The sequence below is a fragment of the Ureibacillus chungkukjangi genome (genome assembly GCF_003217295.1).
GTDB lineage: Bacteria > Bacillota > Bacilli > Bacillales_A > Planococcaceae > Ureibacillus > Ureibacillus chungkukjangi.
On the sequence record NZ_QJTJ01000004.1, the window covers coordinates 122,984 to 143,833 of the forward strand.

Genomic DNA, 20,850 nt, shown 5'->3' on the forward strand with positions numbered 1-20,850 from the left:
ATGATGTCATAATTATATGAAGGATAAAAGTAAAAGCTTTATCAATAATATCAATAGAATTGATACATTTTCACCGTATTTCTTCTTACCGTTTATTTTATTTCTGTATTTTTTTATTAGCCTTTTTGATTTTCATCGTTTTGAATTATTCGATGTAACAGTATCAATTTGGCCAGCCGTAATTTTAGCTTTAATATGTTATTATCTAGGTGTATATATTATTGATAAATTACAATGGACATTACCAACATTTGGTTTATCAAAGTTGGGGAAATATGTCGTTCATTTTATAATTGTCTTAACAGCTATTGGACTAATCGCTTATATACTAATGATTATACAAGGTAGTGTTGGGCTTTCCGATGAATCGGTTCGACGTAATTTAGACCCGAAACTGAATTTCTTAAGCTCACTTTTATGGTTTGGTGTATTATTGCTAATTTCATACAAAATGATTCGTGAAGAGAAAATGACCTTTAAAAAAGCAGCAGTGTACTTTGTCATTTTTGCAGTAGTTATGGTACTTTTCTTATTAATGGGTTATCGTACACCTTTAGCTATCATGTTATTTACAGGTTTAATTATTTTCCACTATATAGTTAAAAGAGTTAAGCTGACTTGGTTTATAACTTTTTTAGCAGTTATAGGGATTGCATTTTCGCTATTTGGATTCCTGCGTGTGGTGTCAGAAGATACTTCCAAGGAATTTAACAACAGAGAGCAACCGGATATCACTCACTTAGAGGAAGAGAAAAAAGTTCAGTTAATCACGGTTGAACAAAAGGTGAATGAAACTCCTAAATGGATGCGAGCGTTAAATGGAGAAATGGTAACAGGACATATTGTATTAAGTAAAATTATTCAATATACCGAAGACGAAGGATACTTAGGTGGACAAATGCATACAGGTATTATTAGTACAGTACTGCCTGGTGAACAAACATCACCGCGTATGAAAGTAACAGAGGTTGTTAACTCCCTGAGTGTAGAGGAAGGGAAGTATATCACCCGTCCTAATCGTACGACTACGCCAACCTTTATCGGACAATTGTTCTTAGATGGTGGATATTTGTTAGTAGCGATTGGTTTCTTACTGTATGGTGCTATTGTTTCTCTTATTTATAATAAAGTGAAGCAGGCTGGTGTAAAGAGCTTCCATTCTGTTGCTTATGCCTTCACTGTTACATTATTTACGGTTTCAATGCATACCGGATTACTTGACCTCATTTTTATCCTAATGCTTGGTTTCGTGATATTGGCTTCGGCTATTATAAAAAGTGATAAGAAACAACTAAAAATATAGAAAAAACGCTTCCATATCAGTGATATGGAGGCGTTTTTTTTGTAAAAAAAGATTGTCTCACAATTGGAGACAATCTTTTAATCATTATTCAGTAGTATTTAGCACATTGATTAAATCACTGCGGATATAACCAGTTTTTACAGTCAGACTATCTGGAACTACCTTATACCAAGGAAGAGCTTCGTTTTGGTTAACAGTATCAGTAATAATTACTGGCATTAGTGTACGAGTATACGTGTAGATTTTATCAGTATTTAAATTTGATGGTGCAACCCGTACATTTAAACCACCAGTATTCGTTATACCAACCTTATAGGCGTTATTTGCATCCTTAAAGCCTAGATACTTATCTGCACGATAGTAATGACCAGCAGCTTTTGCACCCCAATACGGATCAGAAGCATACTTAACATTAAAGCCGATACGTTTTGTACCAAATACAGAACCGTGAGCATAAGAAGCATTAGCGGGTACATAGTTTTTCAACCAGAAAGCATTCAATAATTCTTTGATGTTTGCATCGATTGAAGTAAAGTTTTTATCTAGAGAGCCTGAATCGTATACATATAGACCGAATAAGTTATTAAGATTCTGTGCATGGTCACTTAGTCCATATGCACTTTCATGCATCGCTAAAGACAGAATCATTAGTGCGTTTACATTATATTCAGCTTCAATTTTTTTCAAAACAGGACCTAGATTTTTGAGCTTACTTTTTGAACCGTTAGTTCTTGAAGAAAGTACATAATCAATATACTTGTCAAGCTCCTCAGCAGTGTATTGTGTTTTTGAGTGAGTTGGTAAAAATTGATAATAATTATAGTATGTAAATGATGATCCTCCACCTGAGAAGTTAATTCCATTCCAACTATAATATTTTACCCCTGTTTTCATTTCAACAGGTGCTTTACCATAAAAATAGTTTGCAGTAGCAGTACCATTTTTATTAACTAAATAGTGAGTGATTTCACCATTATTATTCATGTAGTATGAACGACCCTTTGAAAGAGAGAAAGGAATTAAAGTTACATGATATTTGTTAGCAGAACCAACTTGTCCGGCTAGATCTACTTTAACAGTTTTACCATCTGCAGTTAAATACTGCATTTCTGTGTTAGCAGCCGTTCCAATACTGTCTTGAACAGTTTGAGAATAGAAAGTTGTATAAACATCAGAAACTGCATAGCCTGTCCCTGGGTGCATATAGATAATTTTGTCTTGTTCACCCTGTACAATTACTTGAGTGTCTTTTGTTTTTGCATTTAATACGTTGTTGAAATCAAAAGAAGTTTTCCCACTATCAACCAATTTGCCGCCTGAAATTTCTTTCAGCTTAAATGGACCGGCATGAATAGCTGCACTATCACCGGCAACCTGCATTAAACGTAGTATAAATCTTGATGCCTGAGAAACTGGTGTATTTTGATTAGGATAGAAGTACTTCACATTTCCTACTTCAGCTCCATGAATCATACCAAGCTCTACTCCAAGTGCAACAGCAGGGCGATATGGTTCTAGAATTTGGTTAGTATCTACGAAGTTTAAAGTGAAATTTGTAGAAGTGCCTTTTTTCATATAAGTTAGAGCATTTTTAAGCATTAAAGCCATATGTTGACGCGAAATATTGGCATTAGGCTTAAATGTTCCATCTTCATATCCAGAGATGATTCCAGCATCTGCTGCATTTCTAATATCTTGATAGTATTTATTGTTAGAAGATACATCGCTGAAAGTTTTTTTATTTTCGGCTGGTAGATTTAAAACTTTGGATAAAAAACTAGCAAATTGTCCCCGTGTAATTGTGTTGTTGGGATTGTACTTGCCATTTGCGTCAGGTGTATAGGCACCTTTTTCAATTAGATAGCGCAACCCTACCTCGTGGTAATTACCAGATACATCATCAGTAGCAGCACTAGCTTTATTTGTCGTAGAAAGTACTGAAATTATTACTGCAAATGTTAATAAGAATAAAGTGATTTTTTTCAAATATATTTCCCCTCCATTTCCTACACTTCAATACTATCAAATTATTAATAGAAATATAAGAGGTCATTTATATTATCTTTTAGAAAATATATGAAATTATAAGGTAAATAGTAACGTTTTTTCTGGATAATATATATTAATTTACTAATAAATATTTTATTTGATAGATTAATATGATTAAATGGATAATAGAGGAAAGGAAGTGACAGCTCAAGAAGCGAGCACAAAATTATGCAAAAGAGAAGCACAGTTGGATTTTTAGTCTTAATGTTGGTCTTTGGAGTAATCGGAGTACCTGCTCATGCAGCTCAAACAGTAAATGAACAGTATCCGGTGTCGAGTGGGGTTAAATATAGTCAGTATACATATAAAAATTCATCAACAAATGTTATTAATCATTTATCAATAAATTTAAATGATCCATATACAAAAGTAGATTTAGGTTTACCTTCTACATATAATTCGAGAGATCGCGTAACATCACTTGCTACTAAACATTCAGTAGAGGGTAATAGAGTAGTAGGAGCGATAAACGCTGCGTTTTTTGATACAAGTGAAGGAAATCCTTTGTTTTTAATCGCTAAAAATAATCAAATTATTAATGGCGGCATTGTAACAGAGGGAGCAGACCAATATATGAATGTTCCAACAGCCTTCGGGATTAACCAAAATGGCCAAGGAATAATCGATTATTTCGATTTTGATATCAATTTATCACGCGATGGAAAGACATATGAGCTTTCAGGGATGGACCGAGTACGAAATGCTGGAGAAGTAATCGTATATACACCTCTCTTTTATAAAGGACATACAGATACCAATGAATTTGGTTATGAAATCATAGTTGAAGGAAGCTCCAATATCGCCAATATTGCTTTTGGCGATACAATTAGTGGAACAGTTAAAGCAATTGCTCCATATGGAGAATCAAAACACACTATCCCTAAAAATGGATTTATCATATCTATTCAGGGGGGATCTAATAGTGCTTTTTCTGACGTCAAAGTAGGAGAAAAAATTGATGTTTCCTTTTCTGTAGATAAAAAGTGGGACAAGTCTCAATTTATTCTAGCTTCGGGTCCAATGCTTGTTCGTGATGGAAAGCCTTATATCATGATGAGTACTTCAAGTAGTCGTGCCAAGGAGATTGCTCCAAGAACTGTTGTGGCATCTAGTGCTGATAAAAAAACTGTTCATTATATTACTGTAGACGGACGTCAAACTCATAGTAAAGGAATGAATATGGTACAACTAGCAAACTATCTTGTTGAACTAGGTGTTGATACAGCTATTAATCTCGATGGTGGCGGTTCGACTGCTATGGGTATTCGTAAATACGGCAGCAATAATGTTGTTTTAGCAAACAAACCTTCAGATGGCTCCGAACGAAGAGTAAATGCGATACTAGAAGCTGTTAGTACAGCGCCAACTGGTGTAGCAAAAACGATGAAATATACTAGAACAAACGTAGGTACAATGCTAAAAGGGACTAGCTCTACAATTACGGTTCAACATGTCTTAGATCAATATTATAATCCTCTTTCAATTTCAAAGGGTGAAGTTACTTTGAAATCAGTAGAAGGAACATTAACGATTAATGGAACAACTTTTACTACTACAAAAGCTGGCTCTGATTATGTTTATATTAATCATAATGGAAAGGCTGTACAGTCATTCCCAGTTACAATTGTAGACGCACCAGCTTCAATGAGTATTAGTGGTAGTAATAAAGTTTCGAACGGAAGCAGTTCTACATATACTGTTAAAGCTTTAGATGCTAGTGGGAAAAATTTAATATACAATGCGAGTCAACTACAGTGGTCCGTTCAAGGAAATATAGGAACAATCACAACTGGTGGGAAATTTACAGCTACGAAACCTGGTAAAGGAAGCATTGTAGCGAAGCTAGGAACTAAAACAGTTTCTTATCCAATTGAAGTACCTGAAAAAAGTATTTTCACAGATATATCTGTAAGTCACCCTTACTATGAGCAATTAAAATATTTAGCTGAAAAAGGCTACGTAGCAGGTTATGCAGATGGTAGCTTTAAACCAAATAATGAGTTAACAAGAGCTCATGGTGCAGTTATTATAAGCAAAGTAATGGGCTTAGATACTACAAATATTACTAATCCAGAATTTACTGATGTTTCAACTGCACATATGTATTATAAGCAAATTGCAGCAGTGCAAAACGCTAAAATTATGGGCGGAAAAGAAGATGGTTCATTCGATCCAAATGGAAAATTAACACGTGCACAAATGGCTGTTATTATAGCTAATGCTTTTGAGTTATCCGGTATATCGTCCACACAATTTTCTGATGTACCGAGTGATAGTGGAGCATATCCGTTTGTCCAAGCACTAGCCAAGAACAATATTACTGTTGGTTATAGTGATGGGACGTATAAACCGAATTCGTATATTACTCGTGCTCATTTTGGATTGTTTATCTATAATGCTTTAAAGTTAAAGTAATTCTATAAAGTATAGAGGAAGGGCATGTCAAATAGAATGACATGTCCTTTTAATGTTTTTCAATTTATTTTTCTTCAATATCAAAATTTGAATATTAAGTTCAAAAGAGGGATTATTTAAAATATGGTATAATTGTTCAATATAAAATGTAAAAGGATGTAGGTTAATGAAAATCGGGATCGTAGGAAATTACGGTAATGATAATAACGGGGATGAAGCAATTTTACTTAGTATCATTACGCAGGTTGAACAAGTATTTTCTATAACTAGAGAAGATATAACCGTCTTTAGTAACAATACACAGCAAACTTCAGAACAATATGGAGTAATAAGCTATCCACTCTATTATAAAAAGGGAAATCTATATAAAACTTTCTTTCATACTTATAAGTCAAATCAAAAATATGTAGCTGAATTTGATTTACTCATTATAGGTGGAGGCGGTATTCTGATGGACTTTTACCGTCGTGAAGCGCATCTTTTTGGAACATATGGGTTAATGGCCGCAAATTCAAAAGTACCTTACATCGTTTACGGTGCTGGAGCGGGACCACTAGACACATTAACAGGTAAATTAATGATTCGGTTACTTTGTAAGCATGCAGAAAATGTATCTGTACGAGATCCAGAATCAAAAGCTCTATTGCAGCAAATTGGAGTAAAGAAAGATATAAAAGTAATTGGAGATCCTGCATTTACTTTACATAATCCAAAGAATGAACATGTAAAAAAGCCAACTCAAATTGGATTGTCGGCTGTTCCAATATATAATGCGAATTATTGGCCATCTGGCGATATTGAAAAGTATGACAATTATGTAAAAGGTATGGCTGCTAACCTTGATAACTTAATAAAAAACCATAATGTCCAACTTACATTTTTCGCGACAAAATTTCCACAGGATGTATCTGTAACAAAGGATATCCAAAAGAAAATGCAATTTGGAAGCAGTACTAAAATTATTGATGAAAACTTAAAGCCCGAGCGTTTGCTAGAGGTAACAAAAGAGTTCGATATCGTCATCGGTACACGTCTACATTCCTTGATATTAGCGACAAATACACAAACACCTATTATCGCGCTTTCATATCATCAAAAAGTAAGTAATTATATGAAGCTTATTAATGCGCAAAATCGTTGTATATCTATAGAGGAAATTCAACAAAACCCAAATGTAATTGCTGAGGCAGTTGCTCATATACAATCCAATTGGGAAGAAATCATTGAAGATACAAAGGATATTTCTGAAAGATTATATTCAGAAGCCATGAGCGGAAAACAATTGATGGTAAAGGCAGTGAAGGGCAAATGAAAAAAGTACTCGTAATTAGCAATATGTATCCTTCCAGCGAGCATCTGTCATTTGGAATCTTTGTAAAAAATCAAGTCGACGCACTGAAAAAAGAGCAGATAGATGTCATTGTCGCTGCGAATAATAATCCAGCAACAGGTAAAAAGAATACGATATTAAAATATAGTAAATGGGCTTTAAGTGTATTTAGTAAGGCGATGAAGGAACGAAAGCTAATTTCTATTACACATGCACATTACGTCTTTCCATCTGGGGTCTTTTCCTATGTGCTAAAGAAGGCATTCAATATTCCATACATCGTAACAGCACATGGTGGAGATATTGAACGCATGGCGAAGAAAAGTGCCAAGATACGAAATTGGACGCAAAAAATTCTCAAGGAAAGCAGTCATGTTATCGCTGTTGGTCCTGTATTAGCAGAGCAAATCGAGAAAGAATTTAATATTCCTAAAGAAAGGATACTGATCTGCAGTATGGGTGTAAATAGAGAAGTCTTCCATCAAACTGACCAAAAGCAAGCTCGCAAGCAATTAGGGATCGAGGAAGAGGATTACATCTATTTATTTGTCGGAAATGTGATTAAACAAAAGGGTGTAGAGGAATTATTGCATGCCTTTAAACAGGTTCAGAAAAGTACAGACCAAAAAGTGAAACTGGTCATTGTCGGTTCAAGAAGAGATCAAAGCTTTATAAATTCGATTGAGCCTTTAGTCGATAGCTCAGTGAAGCTGATTGACCCACTTGAACAAATGGATCTTGTAAAATGGTTCCAGGCTAGTGATGTATTTGTATTACCTTCCCATATCGAAGGCTTTGGTTTAGTTGCTCTTGAAGCGATTGCTACAGGAACGCCAGTAATAGCCTCGAGGGTAGGTGGACTTGTTTCTTTACTTGAAAATGGAGCAGGTCATCTCGTAGAACCGCAAAATTCGGAAGCTTTGGCCAGTGAAATGCTGAATGCTTTAAACACACCGAAAGAGCAATATTATCAAAAGCAGGCTGCTGATGAAATTTTACACATTCATGATGCAAACGAAATTACGAAGCGTGTCATTGGTCTATACGAATCTGCCGTTAAAGGTGGTTCTAGCCTATGAATAAGTTTATGAAAGTTGTCGGCGCTGTTGCTATTATTAATATTGTTGCAAGGCTTTTCGGTTTCTTTAGAGAAATGGCCATTGGGTATCAATATGGTGTGTCTTATAAAGCAGATGCTATATTTACTGCTTACACACTACCCAATTTTCTTTATTTAGTAATTGGCGGTGCTTTTACAACTGCAGTGATTTCACTTTATAACAAAAAGACAACTGACCAAGCGTTATTCATAAAACAATCCTTTACCATTGTTTTAATCTCTGTATCAATAATGACAATCTTTGTTCTCTGCTTTACAACATCGATCTTAAATTTGATATACAACCAGAATTATAATATAAGTCCTGCAGAATTCGACTTAGCAAAGCATCTATTCTACTGGATGATGCCTTCATCGATTCTTTTATGTCTTGCCTCTTGGTATAGTGGACTTCTAAATATTAATGATAAATTTCATTTATCAAGTATTTCGATATTAATTTATAATGTATTCTTTTTAATCATTGCAGTTGCTCTATCCTTTGTGGTTGGTCCAATTGCATATGGGATAAGTGCATTGGCAAGTGCAGTTATTATGATGTATTTCCTTGTAGCTGGCTATCGCAAGCTAAATTCACATCCTGTGGGCTTCTCGTTTAAGCATGATAAAACGACTAAGCAATTATGGTTAATGGTTGTACCGATTGCCCTTGGTGGGGGAACATTACAAATATATGCTATGCTTCAGCGTTTTTTCGTAATGTTTTTAGGATTAGGAGAAAGTGCGATTTCCGCGGTCAATTATGCATCTCGCTTGACGCAATTTCCACAAGCAATTCTAATCACGGCTGTTACTACGGTCATCTATCCGATTTTAAGTAAAAAAGAGGCAGAGAATGATTATGAGTCCATCAAGAATTTATATAGCAAGGGCTTGCATTATTTACTGCTATTATTGATTCCAGTATCAATCTATTCGTTTTTCAACGCAGAAAATATAATTCAGGTTGTTTTTGAAAGAGGAAAATTTACAGCTGAGGGAACAATGATTACAACACCGGTATTTCAAATCTTTGTCTTATCAATGTTCTTCTTAGCAGCAAATACGTATATTACACGTTTCTATTATGCAAAAGCAGACTCGATGTCACCGGTAGTATTCAGTCTTATCAATGTTTTTGTTATTAATATCTTAGTTATGTATTTGATGGCAGACTCTACAGGTGTAAATGCAATCGCCTGGGGGACACTGATTAGCTCGATTATCAATACAATTATGCTAATCGTCTATGCACGATATAAATATGATTTAAAGCTAAGCTCAAACAAGAGACGAACAGATATATTCAAAACAATTGTAGCCTTTATACTAATTGCTATAGTAATGTACTTCTCAAGTACTTATTTAGAGTTTGGAAACAAATGGATTACCTTTGTAGTTGGTTTAATTGTTTTCACTTTTATTACTTTAGGGTCATATTTACTATTTGGAATAAAAGAAGTAAAAGACTATTTATTCACCATTAAAAATAAAATTTTTAAAACGTCCTAAAACTAGAGCACCTTTCTAAAGGTGCTCATTTTTTTTATTTTGATTAGGTTAAAAGAACTATAGTTAGATGTTGCAGAAGTCATTGGAAGTCACCTTGTTTTCACATTTTATATACAAAAGGTGAGACTAAAGTCTATCTTTTATTTTGGGAATGTATTATAATTATTAACATAGTGATAGTGAAAACTAAAGTTAGTAATATTAAGGATAAGGTGGAAAAGTATTATGGCACGTGGAAGAAAAGTCAACTCAAACGGTGAAAAAAGCAAACAATTACTGCGTGAAAAAGCAATCGAATTATTCTCAACTAACGGCTATTATCAGACTAAAATTAGTGATATTGTAAAAGCGGCTCAGGTTACACAGCCAACTTTTTACTTATATTTTGAAAGTAAAGACTCGTTATTTAACGATTTACATCAACAATTTCAACAAGATCTTTTCAATATCCTAGATGAGCAATTTGACCAACAGGATATTCAATTTCTTAAGGTAGTTGAAAATTTACTTCAATACTTTATTGCCAACCCAATGCTTACAAAGATTGGACTCTATCAATCTGAAGAGTCGTATCTTGTGAAGGACAAGCTAGTGAAAAAGTTTGAAGAAATTCTAGAAGGACAAGCTAGAAATTATCCAAACCAACAACACAACGATATACAAGTTGTTTCCCAAAGCTTATTGGGCTCTATTTTACGTCTAACAAATGCTTTTTTACTGACAAATCAAAAGTCTGCAAAAGAGCTTGCCGAGGATTTATTCTCGATTTACTTCAAAAAAGAACCAGCATTGGTCACTTCATAATAATAAAAGGTTATTTGGATATTGATTTTGTTGGGGGAATTAGAGCGACCTGTGAAATATTGGGTGAGAGAGCTTTTGTGCTTGGTAGATAAGATAGCATTTTTTGTGTTTGATAGATAAGAGGAGAATTTACCGCTAATTAGCGAGAGAGCCTTTTAAAACCCAAAATAAGAGGAAAAATTCCGGTTATCTGCTTAAAATCAGCCGAAATTCAATGATTTACCCACAATAAGAGGAAAATCTTCCCTTATTTTCAAGGGAATAGCTAAAATCATCAAAATAAGAGGAATTTCTCCGTTTATTGCTGTTCTCTAACATACCGAGAATAATCAAAATTCAATCAAAATAAAGCCGAATAGATAGAAAGAATCCCCACTAAAGAGCATTTGCTTCCTTAGTGGGGATTCTTTCTATTTTTGTACGGCTACCTTTAAGTAATAGCCCTTAATCATGGGCTTGCCGTTTTTGTCTTTAATAGTTGGCTTGATGATGACCATATATTCGCGACCTTTTTGGAGTGGTGACGTTGGCTTAATTATTAATTGTTTGCCTGACACCTCAGTGGAGGCTGCAATAGCAGTACCGCCAAGCTGTACGATCTCTACGTCCTTCGAGTCTAGCTGACTAGCAATCTCTTTATTGAAATTTATCGTAAAGGTTTTTGTTGTAGGGACATTGCTTAAGCTTGGTAATTGTTTATACGTATCCAGATTTTCTGTAATTTGATCGTAATGAGCAGTATATAAAGGATTGGTAGCCGTTACGATGTTTGGTTTAATCCCGGTATCCTTTACAACGGTGCCCTTTGGACCAAAGAATTCCGCAATTGTTAGCTTTAGGACGCTGCCATCTGGGAAGTAGTAGAAGGATTGCATTGTTCCTTTTCCAAAGGTTTGCTCCCCGTAAAGAATTGCAGCATGCTGGTCTAATAATGCAGCGGCAGTCATTTCAGATGCGCTGGCACTATAACGATTCACCAAAAGGCGTGTTTTAGCAGGAAATAAAATTCCTTGCTGTTTTGCATTCACAAGTACGTTTGAAGTAGAGGACTGCATTTTATAAGCATACAGAGCACCAGGGAACATACCGATCAGTCTTTCGGCAGTCAATACATAGCCCCCGCCGTTATTTTGCAGGTCGACAATGAAAGAGGTCGCACCTTGATTTAACAGCTTGGTATAAGCATTCGCCACTAGCTGTGCTCCGTCCTCTGAGAAAGAATTTAAAGAAATATATCCAACATTTTCATAAAGAAGCTTCGTATTTACATTTGGAAGAGTTGAAGAACATAATTGAACAGTCTGTGTAACTGTTGCCCCATTACTCTTTAGGATTTTCAATTCGACCATCGTATTTTCTTCATTTAAAAATAAAGCCTGTACCTCTTCAACACTCATGGCAGTAGTGGAAAGGCCATTTACTTCTGTGATAATATCGCCAACCTGGAAGTTAGATTTAGTTGAGCTATTTGCATTCACTAGCTCGGTCACTAAAATACCTTTTTCGTGCTTTTGTATCACAATTCCGAGCCCCGAAGATGAGTTGTTGATGGTATTCATATACGAATCATATTCATCCTTTGAAAAATAGTCGGAATAAGGGTCTAGCATATTAATAGCCTCTTCGATCGTTTTTGCAGATTCAAGATTGCCGTTAATATTGCCTACGTAATCATTACGTATAATCGTTTTAACCTCATCAAGAGTAGCTGCAAATGTCTGGAGCGGAAGAAGCAATAGGAGCATTATGCTTAAAAGCAACGATAGATATTTTTTCATAGGTATAACTCCCTTAATTCTTTTGATAATTTAATTATAGCTAATTACTACGAATTTACTAGATAGTAATTTTTAGAAAATAAAGCTATAAAAAATGCCTCTTTTACATAATGATTCGTAAAAGAGGCATGGTCCTTATTTCGTAAATAAATGAATGATCCAGCCAATCACTAGTCCAACAATAGCCGGTACCAGCCAACCGATACTTTGATCATAAAGTGGTAATAGAGTTAAGATATTTTCATACCAGCCGATAGAATAGCCCGCCGTTTTAATACCATCGTATAAGCTTACAAGTGCTGTTGCAAATAAAGCTAAGCTATATACAATTGGTGCGCGGTTGAACATCTGATCGAACAATACTAAGAACATTAAAACAATCGCAATTGGATAAATGAACATCAATACCGGTAACGTAATTGAAATTAGCTTTGATAAGCCAAAGTTTGAAATAACGAAACTAAAAATTGTAAAGATAACAGCTAACGTTTTATAAGAAAGCTTAGGGAACAGCTTATTAAAGAATGTAGCGTTCGCTGAAACTAATCCTACAGCTGTTGTGATACAAGCTAATATTATAACTACTGACAAAATGATATTTCCGAAGCTGCCATAAAGAGCTTTAGCAGATTGAGCGATAATACTACCGCCATCTCCAAGGTAACCAATAGAATCAACACTCGTTGCGCCAATATATTCTAGAGAAATATAAACAAAGGCAAGTCCAACTGCAGCAACAATCCCTGCAAAAATAGTTGTTTTAACCTGTTTCGCGCGATCTGTAATTCCTTTTGCTTGTAAAGCTTGTACAATTACTATCCCGAACACAAGAGAGGCAAGTACATCCATTGTTAAATAGCCTTGGATAAAGCTTTCAGAAAATGCGTTTGTAGCATACACACCATGTGGTTCACCAAATTCGCCCATTGGTGTAATAAATGCTTTAACAGCAAGTAAAGCAATGACGAACAATAAAGCGGGTGTTAACACTTTCCCAATTCGGTCTACCATTTTAGAAGGATTCAATGATAGATACAGAACAATCGCAAAGAAAATAATCGTTGTAATCAGTAAACCACTTGCTTTTGCTGATTCCGATAGAAACGGAGCAATCCCGATTTCATATGTTACGGCCCCAGTACGTGGAATGGCAAATAATGGTCCGATAGATAAATAAACGACACCTGTAAATAGAATACTAAATAATGGATGAATTCGATTCGCAACCACCTGCAAATCTCCACCATTTTTTGCTACAGCAATAATCCCAATCAACGGTAATCCGACACCTGTAATAAGGAATCCGATAATCGATGGAAGAAATTCTGTTCCGGCATTTTGTCCCAGTTCCGGCGGGAAAATAATATTACCTGCACCAAGGAATAATGCAAAAAGCATAAACCCAACAGCAAGATTCTCTTTAATAAATTTCATAAACCAAAACCCTTTCTGATTGAAAAGCAAAAACTTTCAAAAAATTTATCGCAAAATTCGACATCACAAGTTTAATTATAGCACACACTTTAGCCGAATAAAATAGCATTTTCATAATCTTAATATTTATTTATTTAAATATTGAAATTTTTCTAAAATTTTTAGATTTTTATCTGTAACGAGGTAGGTTGCAGTTAATAGATAGAATTGTTTTATAGGGAAAGCGAGATGAAACTGTCAGCGTCCGTAAAGGCTAGAGGTGGCCGTTCTGGGGGAGAGAGAAAGGTTGTCAGTGCTCCTAAATGCTAGAAATGGCAGTTATGGGGAAAAGAGAAGGGTTGTCAGTGCTCGTAAAAGCTAGAAATGGTAATTATGGGGAAGAGAGAAGAGTTGTCAGTGCCCCTAAATGCTAGAAATGGCTTTTATGGAGAAAAGAGAAGAGTTGTCAGTGCCCCTAAATGCTAGAAATGGCCGTTATGGGGAAGAGAGAAGGGTTGTCAGTGCCCCTAAATGCTAGCAGTGGCAGTTATGGGGAAAAGAGAAGAGTTGTCAGTGCTCCTAAATGCTGGAAATGGCAGTTATGGGGAACAGAGAAGGGTTATCAAAGCCCGTAAAAGCTAGCAGTGGCAGTTATGGGGAAGAGAGAAGGGTTGTCAGTGCCCCAAAAAGCTAGAAATGGAGATTATGGAGAAGAGAGAACAGTCACTGCCCTTAAAAACTTCTATCACCCAGACTCCGAGAGATATCACTAGTAAACAACTAAAATTGAAGTGCCAAATAGAAATTGATCGCTACTCATACTACATATATCCATAGACTTGCCCCAAACCGAGTTTTTTTGTAAAACCCAATAGAAAATTGTCATAAAAATAGTTATGATGGAAATAGAGAGAGAATTTACTAGAAAGGATGGGGCGAGAATGTTACAGAAAAAGAAATTGTTATTCCTAAGTACTGCTTTAATTGCGACAGCGGCTATTAGTGCACCGATGGCAGAAGCATCTAGTTACACTGTAAGTAAGGGTGACAACTTAACGAAAATTGCTACAGCTAACAAGACGACAGTGGCACAACTGAAGCAATGGAATAATTTGAAGAATGATAATATTTATGTTGGACAAAAGCTTATTGTTACGAATGCGAAGCAAACGACAACAAGCTCACAACCAGCAGCATCCAATCAAAAGCCCGAAACGAGTACCCAGCAAACTACAAAACCGGCCGCAGCTAGTAGTGTGGGCACTTATAAAGTAGTTAAAGGTGATACTCTATCAAAAATTGCTACTGCTTTAAAAGTAACAGTTGCCGATATTAAGAAGTGGAACGGGCTAAAGAGCGATGCGATTTATGTAGGGCAGCAGCTTAAGGTTGGTGAAGTGAAAACTACCACAACGCCAACGCCATCAAAGCCAACAACTCCTGCACCAACACCAAACAAGGATTTACCAGCAAGCACTCCGGTAACGGCGCCTAATCAAAATACAAATGTACTAAACTATGAGGTAGTGAAGGGCGATTCCTTATCAAAAATTGCTTCTAAATTTAGTGTAACTGTCGCAGATTTAAAAAAGGTGAACCAATTAAATTCTGATTTGATTTACATTGGACAAGTGTTGAAGCTAAATGTTTCTTCTACAACTGAAGGGGAGCCGGAAGCAGTCTTAAATCCAAAGGAAGTCATCCAATCGGATTTAGCGATTGACGCTAAATTAGCAAAAGAGATTGCGATTAAAAATAACGTGTCTGCGAATGGACAAGCAGTTTATGCGAATGTGCTAAAAATTGCTCAATCTTTAACTGGTACGCCGTATGTATTTGCTGGAAATACTCCTGCTGGGTTTGATTGCAGTGGGTTTGTGAAGTATGTCTTTGCAAATGCAGGAGTGGATATTGCTAGAAAGAGCAGTAATGATTATTTCATGAATGATACGACTAAGGTTGAAAACCCGATTCCAGGGGATATCATCTTCTTTAAAAATACGTATATCGAGGGAATTTCTCACATGGGTATTTACATAGGGAACGGTGAATTTATTCACGCGGGTAGCAGTGGGGTGCAAGTCACTAAGCTATCTTACGAATATTGGGCGTCCAAATTTGTCGCATTCAAGCGATTTAATCAGGTAAAATAAGCTCGGGATTATTAATATAGAGACGCAAGAATGTTGAGAGTTATTCGCTAGCATTCTTGCGTTTTTTTATTGTTGGCGGATATATGTGATAAAGTGGCGGATATTTTATAAATTTTGGCGGATATATCACTAAAACCGGCGGATAAACCACCTGAACTGGCGGATATTCGCATCCCGGCACCCCCCACACCTTCAAAAAAATGACCTAAAAGAATTGTCTTTTAACAATTCCTTTAAGTCACTTTCAATACTCTTTATTTATTTTGCGTTACTCTTGCACTCCAGCGGGACATGTCGAATTCACCCTCTGAAACTAGTTCTTCAGGGAAGATGAATGTCCATGGTTTTGTTGAGTTTGGTTGAACTGATATCACTGGGTCTAGTCTAAATGCACCCTTGGCAACAAGCTTTCCTTCAGCATCGACAATTTCTAATGGAAGCTGTTCGATATTGATGGCCTTGTTATTGCCATTTCTTATAAAGATAGAGGCTACTAAGCTTTTATCGTCCTGGATTTTAGCTTGTAGGCCAGTGAAATTCACTTCGTTCTTACCTAGCTTCGGTAATTTTTCTACGATTTTCACTAATGCTTCCTGCTGATCCTGTGGAAGCTGTGTTTTCCAAGTTTCGTCTAAATCCAGCTGATGCCCTCGTAGTGATACAAGGTTGAATGCGATTTTCCAGCCATCCTCTGGTACTTCCTCAGCTGACACCGTGCTTTTCTCAAATGTAAATACCCAAGGACGGGCACTTTTACCAGGAAGGGCACCTAGTTCAGCAAAGTTAAAGCTTTTAGCACCGATTTGTTGGTCGTTTTTATCTAATAAAAGTAATTCAATTTCACCTAGCTGAATCGCCTGTTCTAATGAAGAGCGTACAAAGGCTTTTACATTCCAAGCCTTTGTGTTTGGATCTACTTCAATATTAATGGCAGCTAGCGATAATTGGTTTGGCTTTAAAGGCTGCAATTCATTTGCTAAGAAATTGAAAATATAGCGTTGCTCCTGTGGCACATGCCAGTCCGGATGAAATGAAAGCTTTGTTTCCACATTATTTGCATTTGCACCTTGTTTTCCACTTTGACCTACGTCCTTAGAATCGATGGCACTGTCTGCTCCGACCTTGTCTGTCTTTTTAAAAAATGAAAATAAACCCAATGTTATTCCTCCTCTGTATTACTTAGCGACTTCATAAATGCGACGATTTCTTCAACGATGGAACGACGAAGCTCTTGATAATTTTTACCGAATAGCTCCAATCCTTCTCTTTGATAAATACGCATCGGGTCTTCTTGTTGGTATTGACGTAAACCGATACCTTCTTTTAAATGACTCATTTGCTCTAGATGACGAACCCACATAGAGTCGATGAACGCTAGCATGACACGAGGAATGATCTGCATCACCTGCTCGTTTTGCTCAAAGCCTTCAATCGTTTGCAGTAATTCATCCACTGATGGCTGAATCGACTGTAAAATATTCTTCACCTTTGTTTCTTCACGGTCAATACGAACTGGCGTCAAGAACAGTGAATTTACAGTAGACTCCATTTTGTCGAAATCCCAATCAATTGGACTCAGCTCTTCTGGAGCATTATCGCGCACAGCAAAATCGACTGTTTCATTTAACATCGTTTTTAGCTGGCCGATTAAATCCTCTTGCTTTAATACATTGTCGCGTAAGTTATAAATGACACGGCGTTGATCATTAATAACATCATCTAGCTTTAGGTTATATTCACGCATGGAGAAATGAGAGCCTTCAACGATGCGCTGTGTTCGGTCAACTAGTTCTAAAACCTCTTTATTTTGAACACGGCCTGTATCATCAGCTACTAATTTCTTCTGGAACTTTTCAACATCCTCTTTTGCATAGCGTCGGAACATATCGTCCTCCAGCGAAACGATGAACTGACTTTCACCTGGGTCACCCTGACGCCCTGAACGGCCTCGCAATTGGTTGTCGACACGACGACTTTCATGCTTTTCAGTACCGATTACATAAAGACCACCTAGCTCTGCAACGCCTTCACCAAGAACGATGTCCGTTCCACGTCCAGCCATGTTTGTTGCAACTGTAATACGCCCCTTTTGACCAGCTTGTGAAATTAACTCCACTTCCTGCTCTACAGTTTTTGCATTAAGCAGCTGATATTGTAGACCTAATTGATCCAAATAGCTTGCAACCTTTTCAGACTGAAGAATCGAAGTCGTCCCAATTAGAATTGGCTGTCCTTTTTCATGTCTTGCTAATGCTTCCTGTGCGACACGGTCATATTTTTGATCTGCTTTTTCGTACACAATGTCGGGCTGGTCAATACGGATGCGAGGTCGGTTTGTTGGAACCTGTATAACACTCATTCCGTAAACCTCTCTAAATTCCTGTTCCTGTGTTTTCCCAGTACCCGTCATACCTGCTAATTTGGGATACATACGGAAGTAGTTTTGAATCGTAATTTGAGCCTGGGATTTGTTCTCTTCGGTAATTGTTACGTCTTCTTTCGCCTCGATCGCTTGGTGTAAGCCGTCTGACAGTGAACGACCCTCCATAATACGACCAGTAAACATATCGACTAACTGAATCTTGTCATCCTTAACTATGTAATCCACATCACGCTCGAACATTACATGGGCTCTAACTGCTTGAATGACATAGTGGTATAGCGTTTGGTGATCTAAATCATATAAATTATCAACACCAAATGCAGCTTCTACTTTTTCAATCCCACGATCTGTAAGAGAAGTTGCTTTTGTTTCATCATCGAAATCGTAGTCTTCATCTTTTTTGAAGCGTTTTGCCAGTACGGAGGCAATGCGGTGTAATTCCTCGTTTGCACTCATTTTGCCTGCAATAATCAACGGCGTTTTGGCTTCATCGATTAAAACTGAGTCGACTTCATCGATAATAGCGAAGTGATATGGACGCTGTACTTTATCGGCAATTGTGTGCGCCATATTGTCACGTAAGTAATCAAATCCGAATTCTGTCCCAACACCATATGTAATATCAGCATTATAGGCTTCTTTTTTGTGATGCGGCTCCATCATCGGTACATTTAAGCCGACCGTTAAGCCCAGGAATTGATGAATTTGACCAATTAGCTCAAAGTCGCGCTTTGCTAAATAATCATTCACTGTAATAACGTGTACGCCTTTACCTTCAAGTGCACGCACATAAGAGGGCAGGGAAGCAACTAAAGTTTTCCCTTCACCTGTTGGCATTTCTGAAATATTCCCTTCAGTTAATACAAGCCCACCGATTAACTGCACATCAAAGTGACGCATATTCAGTACGCGCTTTGAAGCTTCACGAACTACTGCAAATGCATCCGGGATAATTGTAGAAATATTTTCGCCTTTTTGTAACCTTTCCTTAAATTGAAACGTCATACTTTTTAGTTCATCATCTGTCATTGATGAATAAGTAGCTTCAAGCTGGTTAATTTGATCGACGGTTTTATAGTATTTTTTTAATTCTCGAGAACTTGTTTTTTCCTTGTTTCGATTAAAAATTGAGAACATTTTTTTACGCTCCTTTAAAAATCGGCTACATATATAGTAGACACTTAGTTATTCTATCAAACTTTACAAGGTATGACCACTTACGATAAGGAGAAACTAATGTAAATAGGCTGTAACTATTATTCCCATCTTTCTTAAGTTTGCTACTTTTATTCATCGATTTACAAATTTAATGATTTTGTAGTATTTGTTCTTTTTTTGTAAACGATAAAGGCTATATTTTTAAATAGCGTTCATGCTATAATGAATGAGATTTTATCGTGTATATTATATTTTTTTGAGGAGGAGAGACATGCTTTACGTGTCTTTAATCGTGGCATTTGTTGGTGCCATTTTAATCACTCCACTTGTCAAACGATTAGCATTCCGAATAGGTGCGGTAGATGCACCAAACTATCGAAAAGTACATTCGCGTATTATGCCTCGATTGGGTGGTTTAGCTATATTTATTTCGTTTTTAATTGGACTAGTTATATTAAGACCTGTTCCGACCGCTCCATTGGTTCAATCAGGCGAAAACCCATTTATCATACCGTTAGCAATGGTGTTAGCTGCAACAGTTATTGTCATTACGGGTGTTTTAGATGACATGTATGAAATTTCAGCGAAAGCAAAAATGATCGGTCAGTTAGTTGCAGCTTGTATCATCGTCTTCTTTGGCGGGATTCAAATCGAGTTCATTAACCTGCCATTTGGTGGAGAGCTAGAGTTTGGATTTTTAAGTATTCCATTTACAATTTTATGGATTGTTGGGATTACAAACGCCATTAACCTAATAGATGGACTTGATGGACTAGCAGCCGGTGTTTCAACAATCGCTTTAATAACATTAGCTTGTATGGCCTTAATAATGGGCAATATGTTCGTAGTTGCTACTGCAGCAATTTTAGCTTGCAGTACAATCGGATTTTTATTTTACAATTTCCACCCAGCGAAAATCTTTATGGGTGATACTGGAGCTTTATTCTTAGGATTTATGATTGCTGTTCTGTCCCTGCTAGGCTTTAAAGGGGTAACAATCTTTTCGTTTATTATCCCTGTTATTATGCTTGGCGTTCCAATTTCTGATACATTCTTTGCAATTGTTCGCCGTATCCGTAATGGACAAAAGTGGTCAGATCCAGACAAATCACATTTACATCACAGACTAATTGATGTTGGTTTCTCGCATCGTCAAGCTGTATTGATCATTTATGGAATTGCAGCAATGTTCGGTTTAGCAGCAATCATCTTCTCGATGGCAAAGCTTTGGGGTGCAATATTACTGATTACAGTAATCCTTGTGGCAATTGAATTGTTCGTTGAAGTGATTGGACTTGCAGGAAAGAACTATCGACCGTTGATTAACCTGGCAAGAATATTTAATAAGTAGAAAATACATGAGCTATTACTTCCGTTCTTATTTGAACGAGATGAAGTAATAGCTTTTTTTATGTCGAAATAGAAGCATGCTGATTAATATTTTTATTATGTG

The 20,850-nt window shown here is 36.5% G+C and carries 13 protein-coding genes; 8 read left to right on the forward strand and 5 right to left on the reverse strand.

The annotated features are described in order from the left end of the window. Positions 1-16 precede the first annotated feature (16 nt). Complete coding sequence (locus BJ095_RS05055; protein ID WP_107932588.1) at positions 17-1,303, forward strand: oligosaccharide repeat unit polymerase; 1,287 nt, start codon at positions 17-19, stop codon at positions 1,301-1,303. Positions 1,304-1,387: 84 nt separating this feature from the next. Here the strand turns inward: BJ095_RS05055 and BJ095_RS05060 are convergent, their stop codons facing one another. Then, positions 1,388-3,289 carry an S-layer homology domain-containing protein gene (locus tag BJ095_RS05060; RefSeq protein ID WP_107932590.1) on the reverse strand — a complete coding sequence of 634 codons (1,902 nt, stop codon included), beginning with the start codon at positions 3,287-3,289 and terminating at the stop codon, positions 1,388-1,390. Positions 3,290-3,520: 231 nt separating this feature from the next. On the opposite strand from BJ095_RS05060, the gene BJ095_RS05065 reads away from it, so the two are divergent. The 5 genes from BJ095_RS05065 (at position 3,521) to BJ095_RS05085 (ending at position 10,512) form a co-directional block, all read left to right on the forward strand. Continuing rightward, positions 3,521-5,767 (forward strand): S-layer homology domain-containing protein, encoded by a 2,247-nt coding sequence (locus BJ095_RS05065; protein ID WP_107932592.1) that lies wholly within the window; start codon positions 3,521-3,523, stop codon positions 5,765-5,767. A gap of 166 nt (positions 5,768-5,933) precedes the next feature. After that, positions 5,934-7,079: a polysaccharide pyruvyl transferase family protein gene (locus BJ095_RS05070; RefSeq protein WP_107932594.1), complete on the forward strand. Its 1,146-nt coding sequence runs from the start codon at positions 5,934-5,936 to the stop codon at positions 7,077-7,079. Then, entirely contained in the window at positions 7,076-8,176 is a 1,101-nt protein-coding gene (locus tag BJ095_RS05075; RefSeq protein ID WP_107932596.1) for a glycosyltransferase, read from the forward strand. Before BJ095_RS05070 ends, BJ095_RS05075 begins: the two co-directional genes overlap by 4 nt. Then, positions 8,173-9,708: a murein biosynthesis integral membrane protein MurJ gene (murJ, locus tag BJ095_RS05080; RefSeq protein ID WP_107932598.1), complete on the forward strand. Its 1,536-nt coding sequence runs from the start codon at positions 8,173-8,175 to the stop codon at positions 9,706-9,708. Before BJ095_RS05075 ends, murJ begins: the two co-directional genes overlap by 4 nt. A gap of 225 nt (positions 9,709-9,933) precedes the next feature. Continuing rightward, entirely contained in the window at positions 9,934-10,512 is a 579-nt protein-coding gene (locus BJ095_RS05085; protein WP_107932600.1) for a TetR/AcrR family transcriptional regulator, read from the forward strand. A 410-nt stretch (positions 10,513-10,922) separates the two neighbouring features. On the opposite strand, the gene BJ095_RS05090 is transcribed toward BJ095_RS05085, so the two are convergent. Beyond that, a complete protein-coding gene (locus BJ095_RS05090; RefSeq protein WP_107932602.1) occupies positions 10,923-12,290 on the reverse strand; it encodes a S41 family peptidase in 1,368 nt (455 codons plus the stop codon). 135 nt (positions 12,291-12,425) lie between these two features. Further along, positions 12,426-13,724: a branched-chain amino acid transport system II carrier protein gene (gene brnQ / locus BJ095_RS05095; protein WP_107932604.1), complete on the reverse strand. Its 1,299-nt coding sequence runs from the start codon at positions 13,722-13,724 to the stop codon at positions 12,426-12,428. Positions 13,725-14,644: 920 nt separating this feature from the next. Here brnQ and BJ095_RS05100 point away from each other — a divergent pair. Continuing rightward, a complete protein-coding gene (locus tag BJ095_RS05100; RefSeq protein WP_181417966.1) occupies positions 14,645-15,856 on the forward strand; it encodes a C40 family peptidase in 1,212 nt (403 codons plus the stop codon). Between the two features lie 254 nt (positions 15,857-16,110). Here BJ095_RS05100 and BJ095_RS05105 read toward each other — a convergent pair whose 3' ends face one another. Together BJ095_RS05105 and secA2 are read right to left on the reverse strand one after the other, a co-directional pair. Continuing rightward, a complete protein-coding gene (locus tag BJ095_RS05105) occupies positions 16,111-17,013 on the reverse strand; it encodes an accessory Sec system S-layer assembly protein (RefSeq protein ID WP_107932608.1) in 903 nt (300 codons plus the stop codon). Positions 17,014-17,015: 2 nt separating this feature from the next. Beyond that, entirely contained in the window at positions 17,016-19,376 is a 2,361-nt protein-coding gene (gene secA2 / locus BJ095_RS05110; protein ID WP_107932610.1) for an accessory Sec system translocase SecA2, read from the reverse strand. Between the two features lie 292 nt (positions 19,377-19,668). On the opposite strand from secA2, the gene BJ095_RS05115 reads away from it, so the two are divergent. Then, positions 19,669-20,748, forward strand: coding sequence for a glycosyltransferase family 4 protein (locus BJ095_RS05115; protein WP_107932612.1), 1,080 nt, complete (start codon positions 19,669-19,671; stop codon positions 20,746-20,748). Positions 20,749-20,850: the final 102 nt, after the last annotated feature.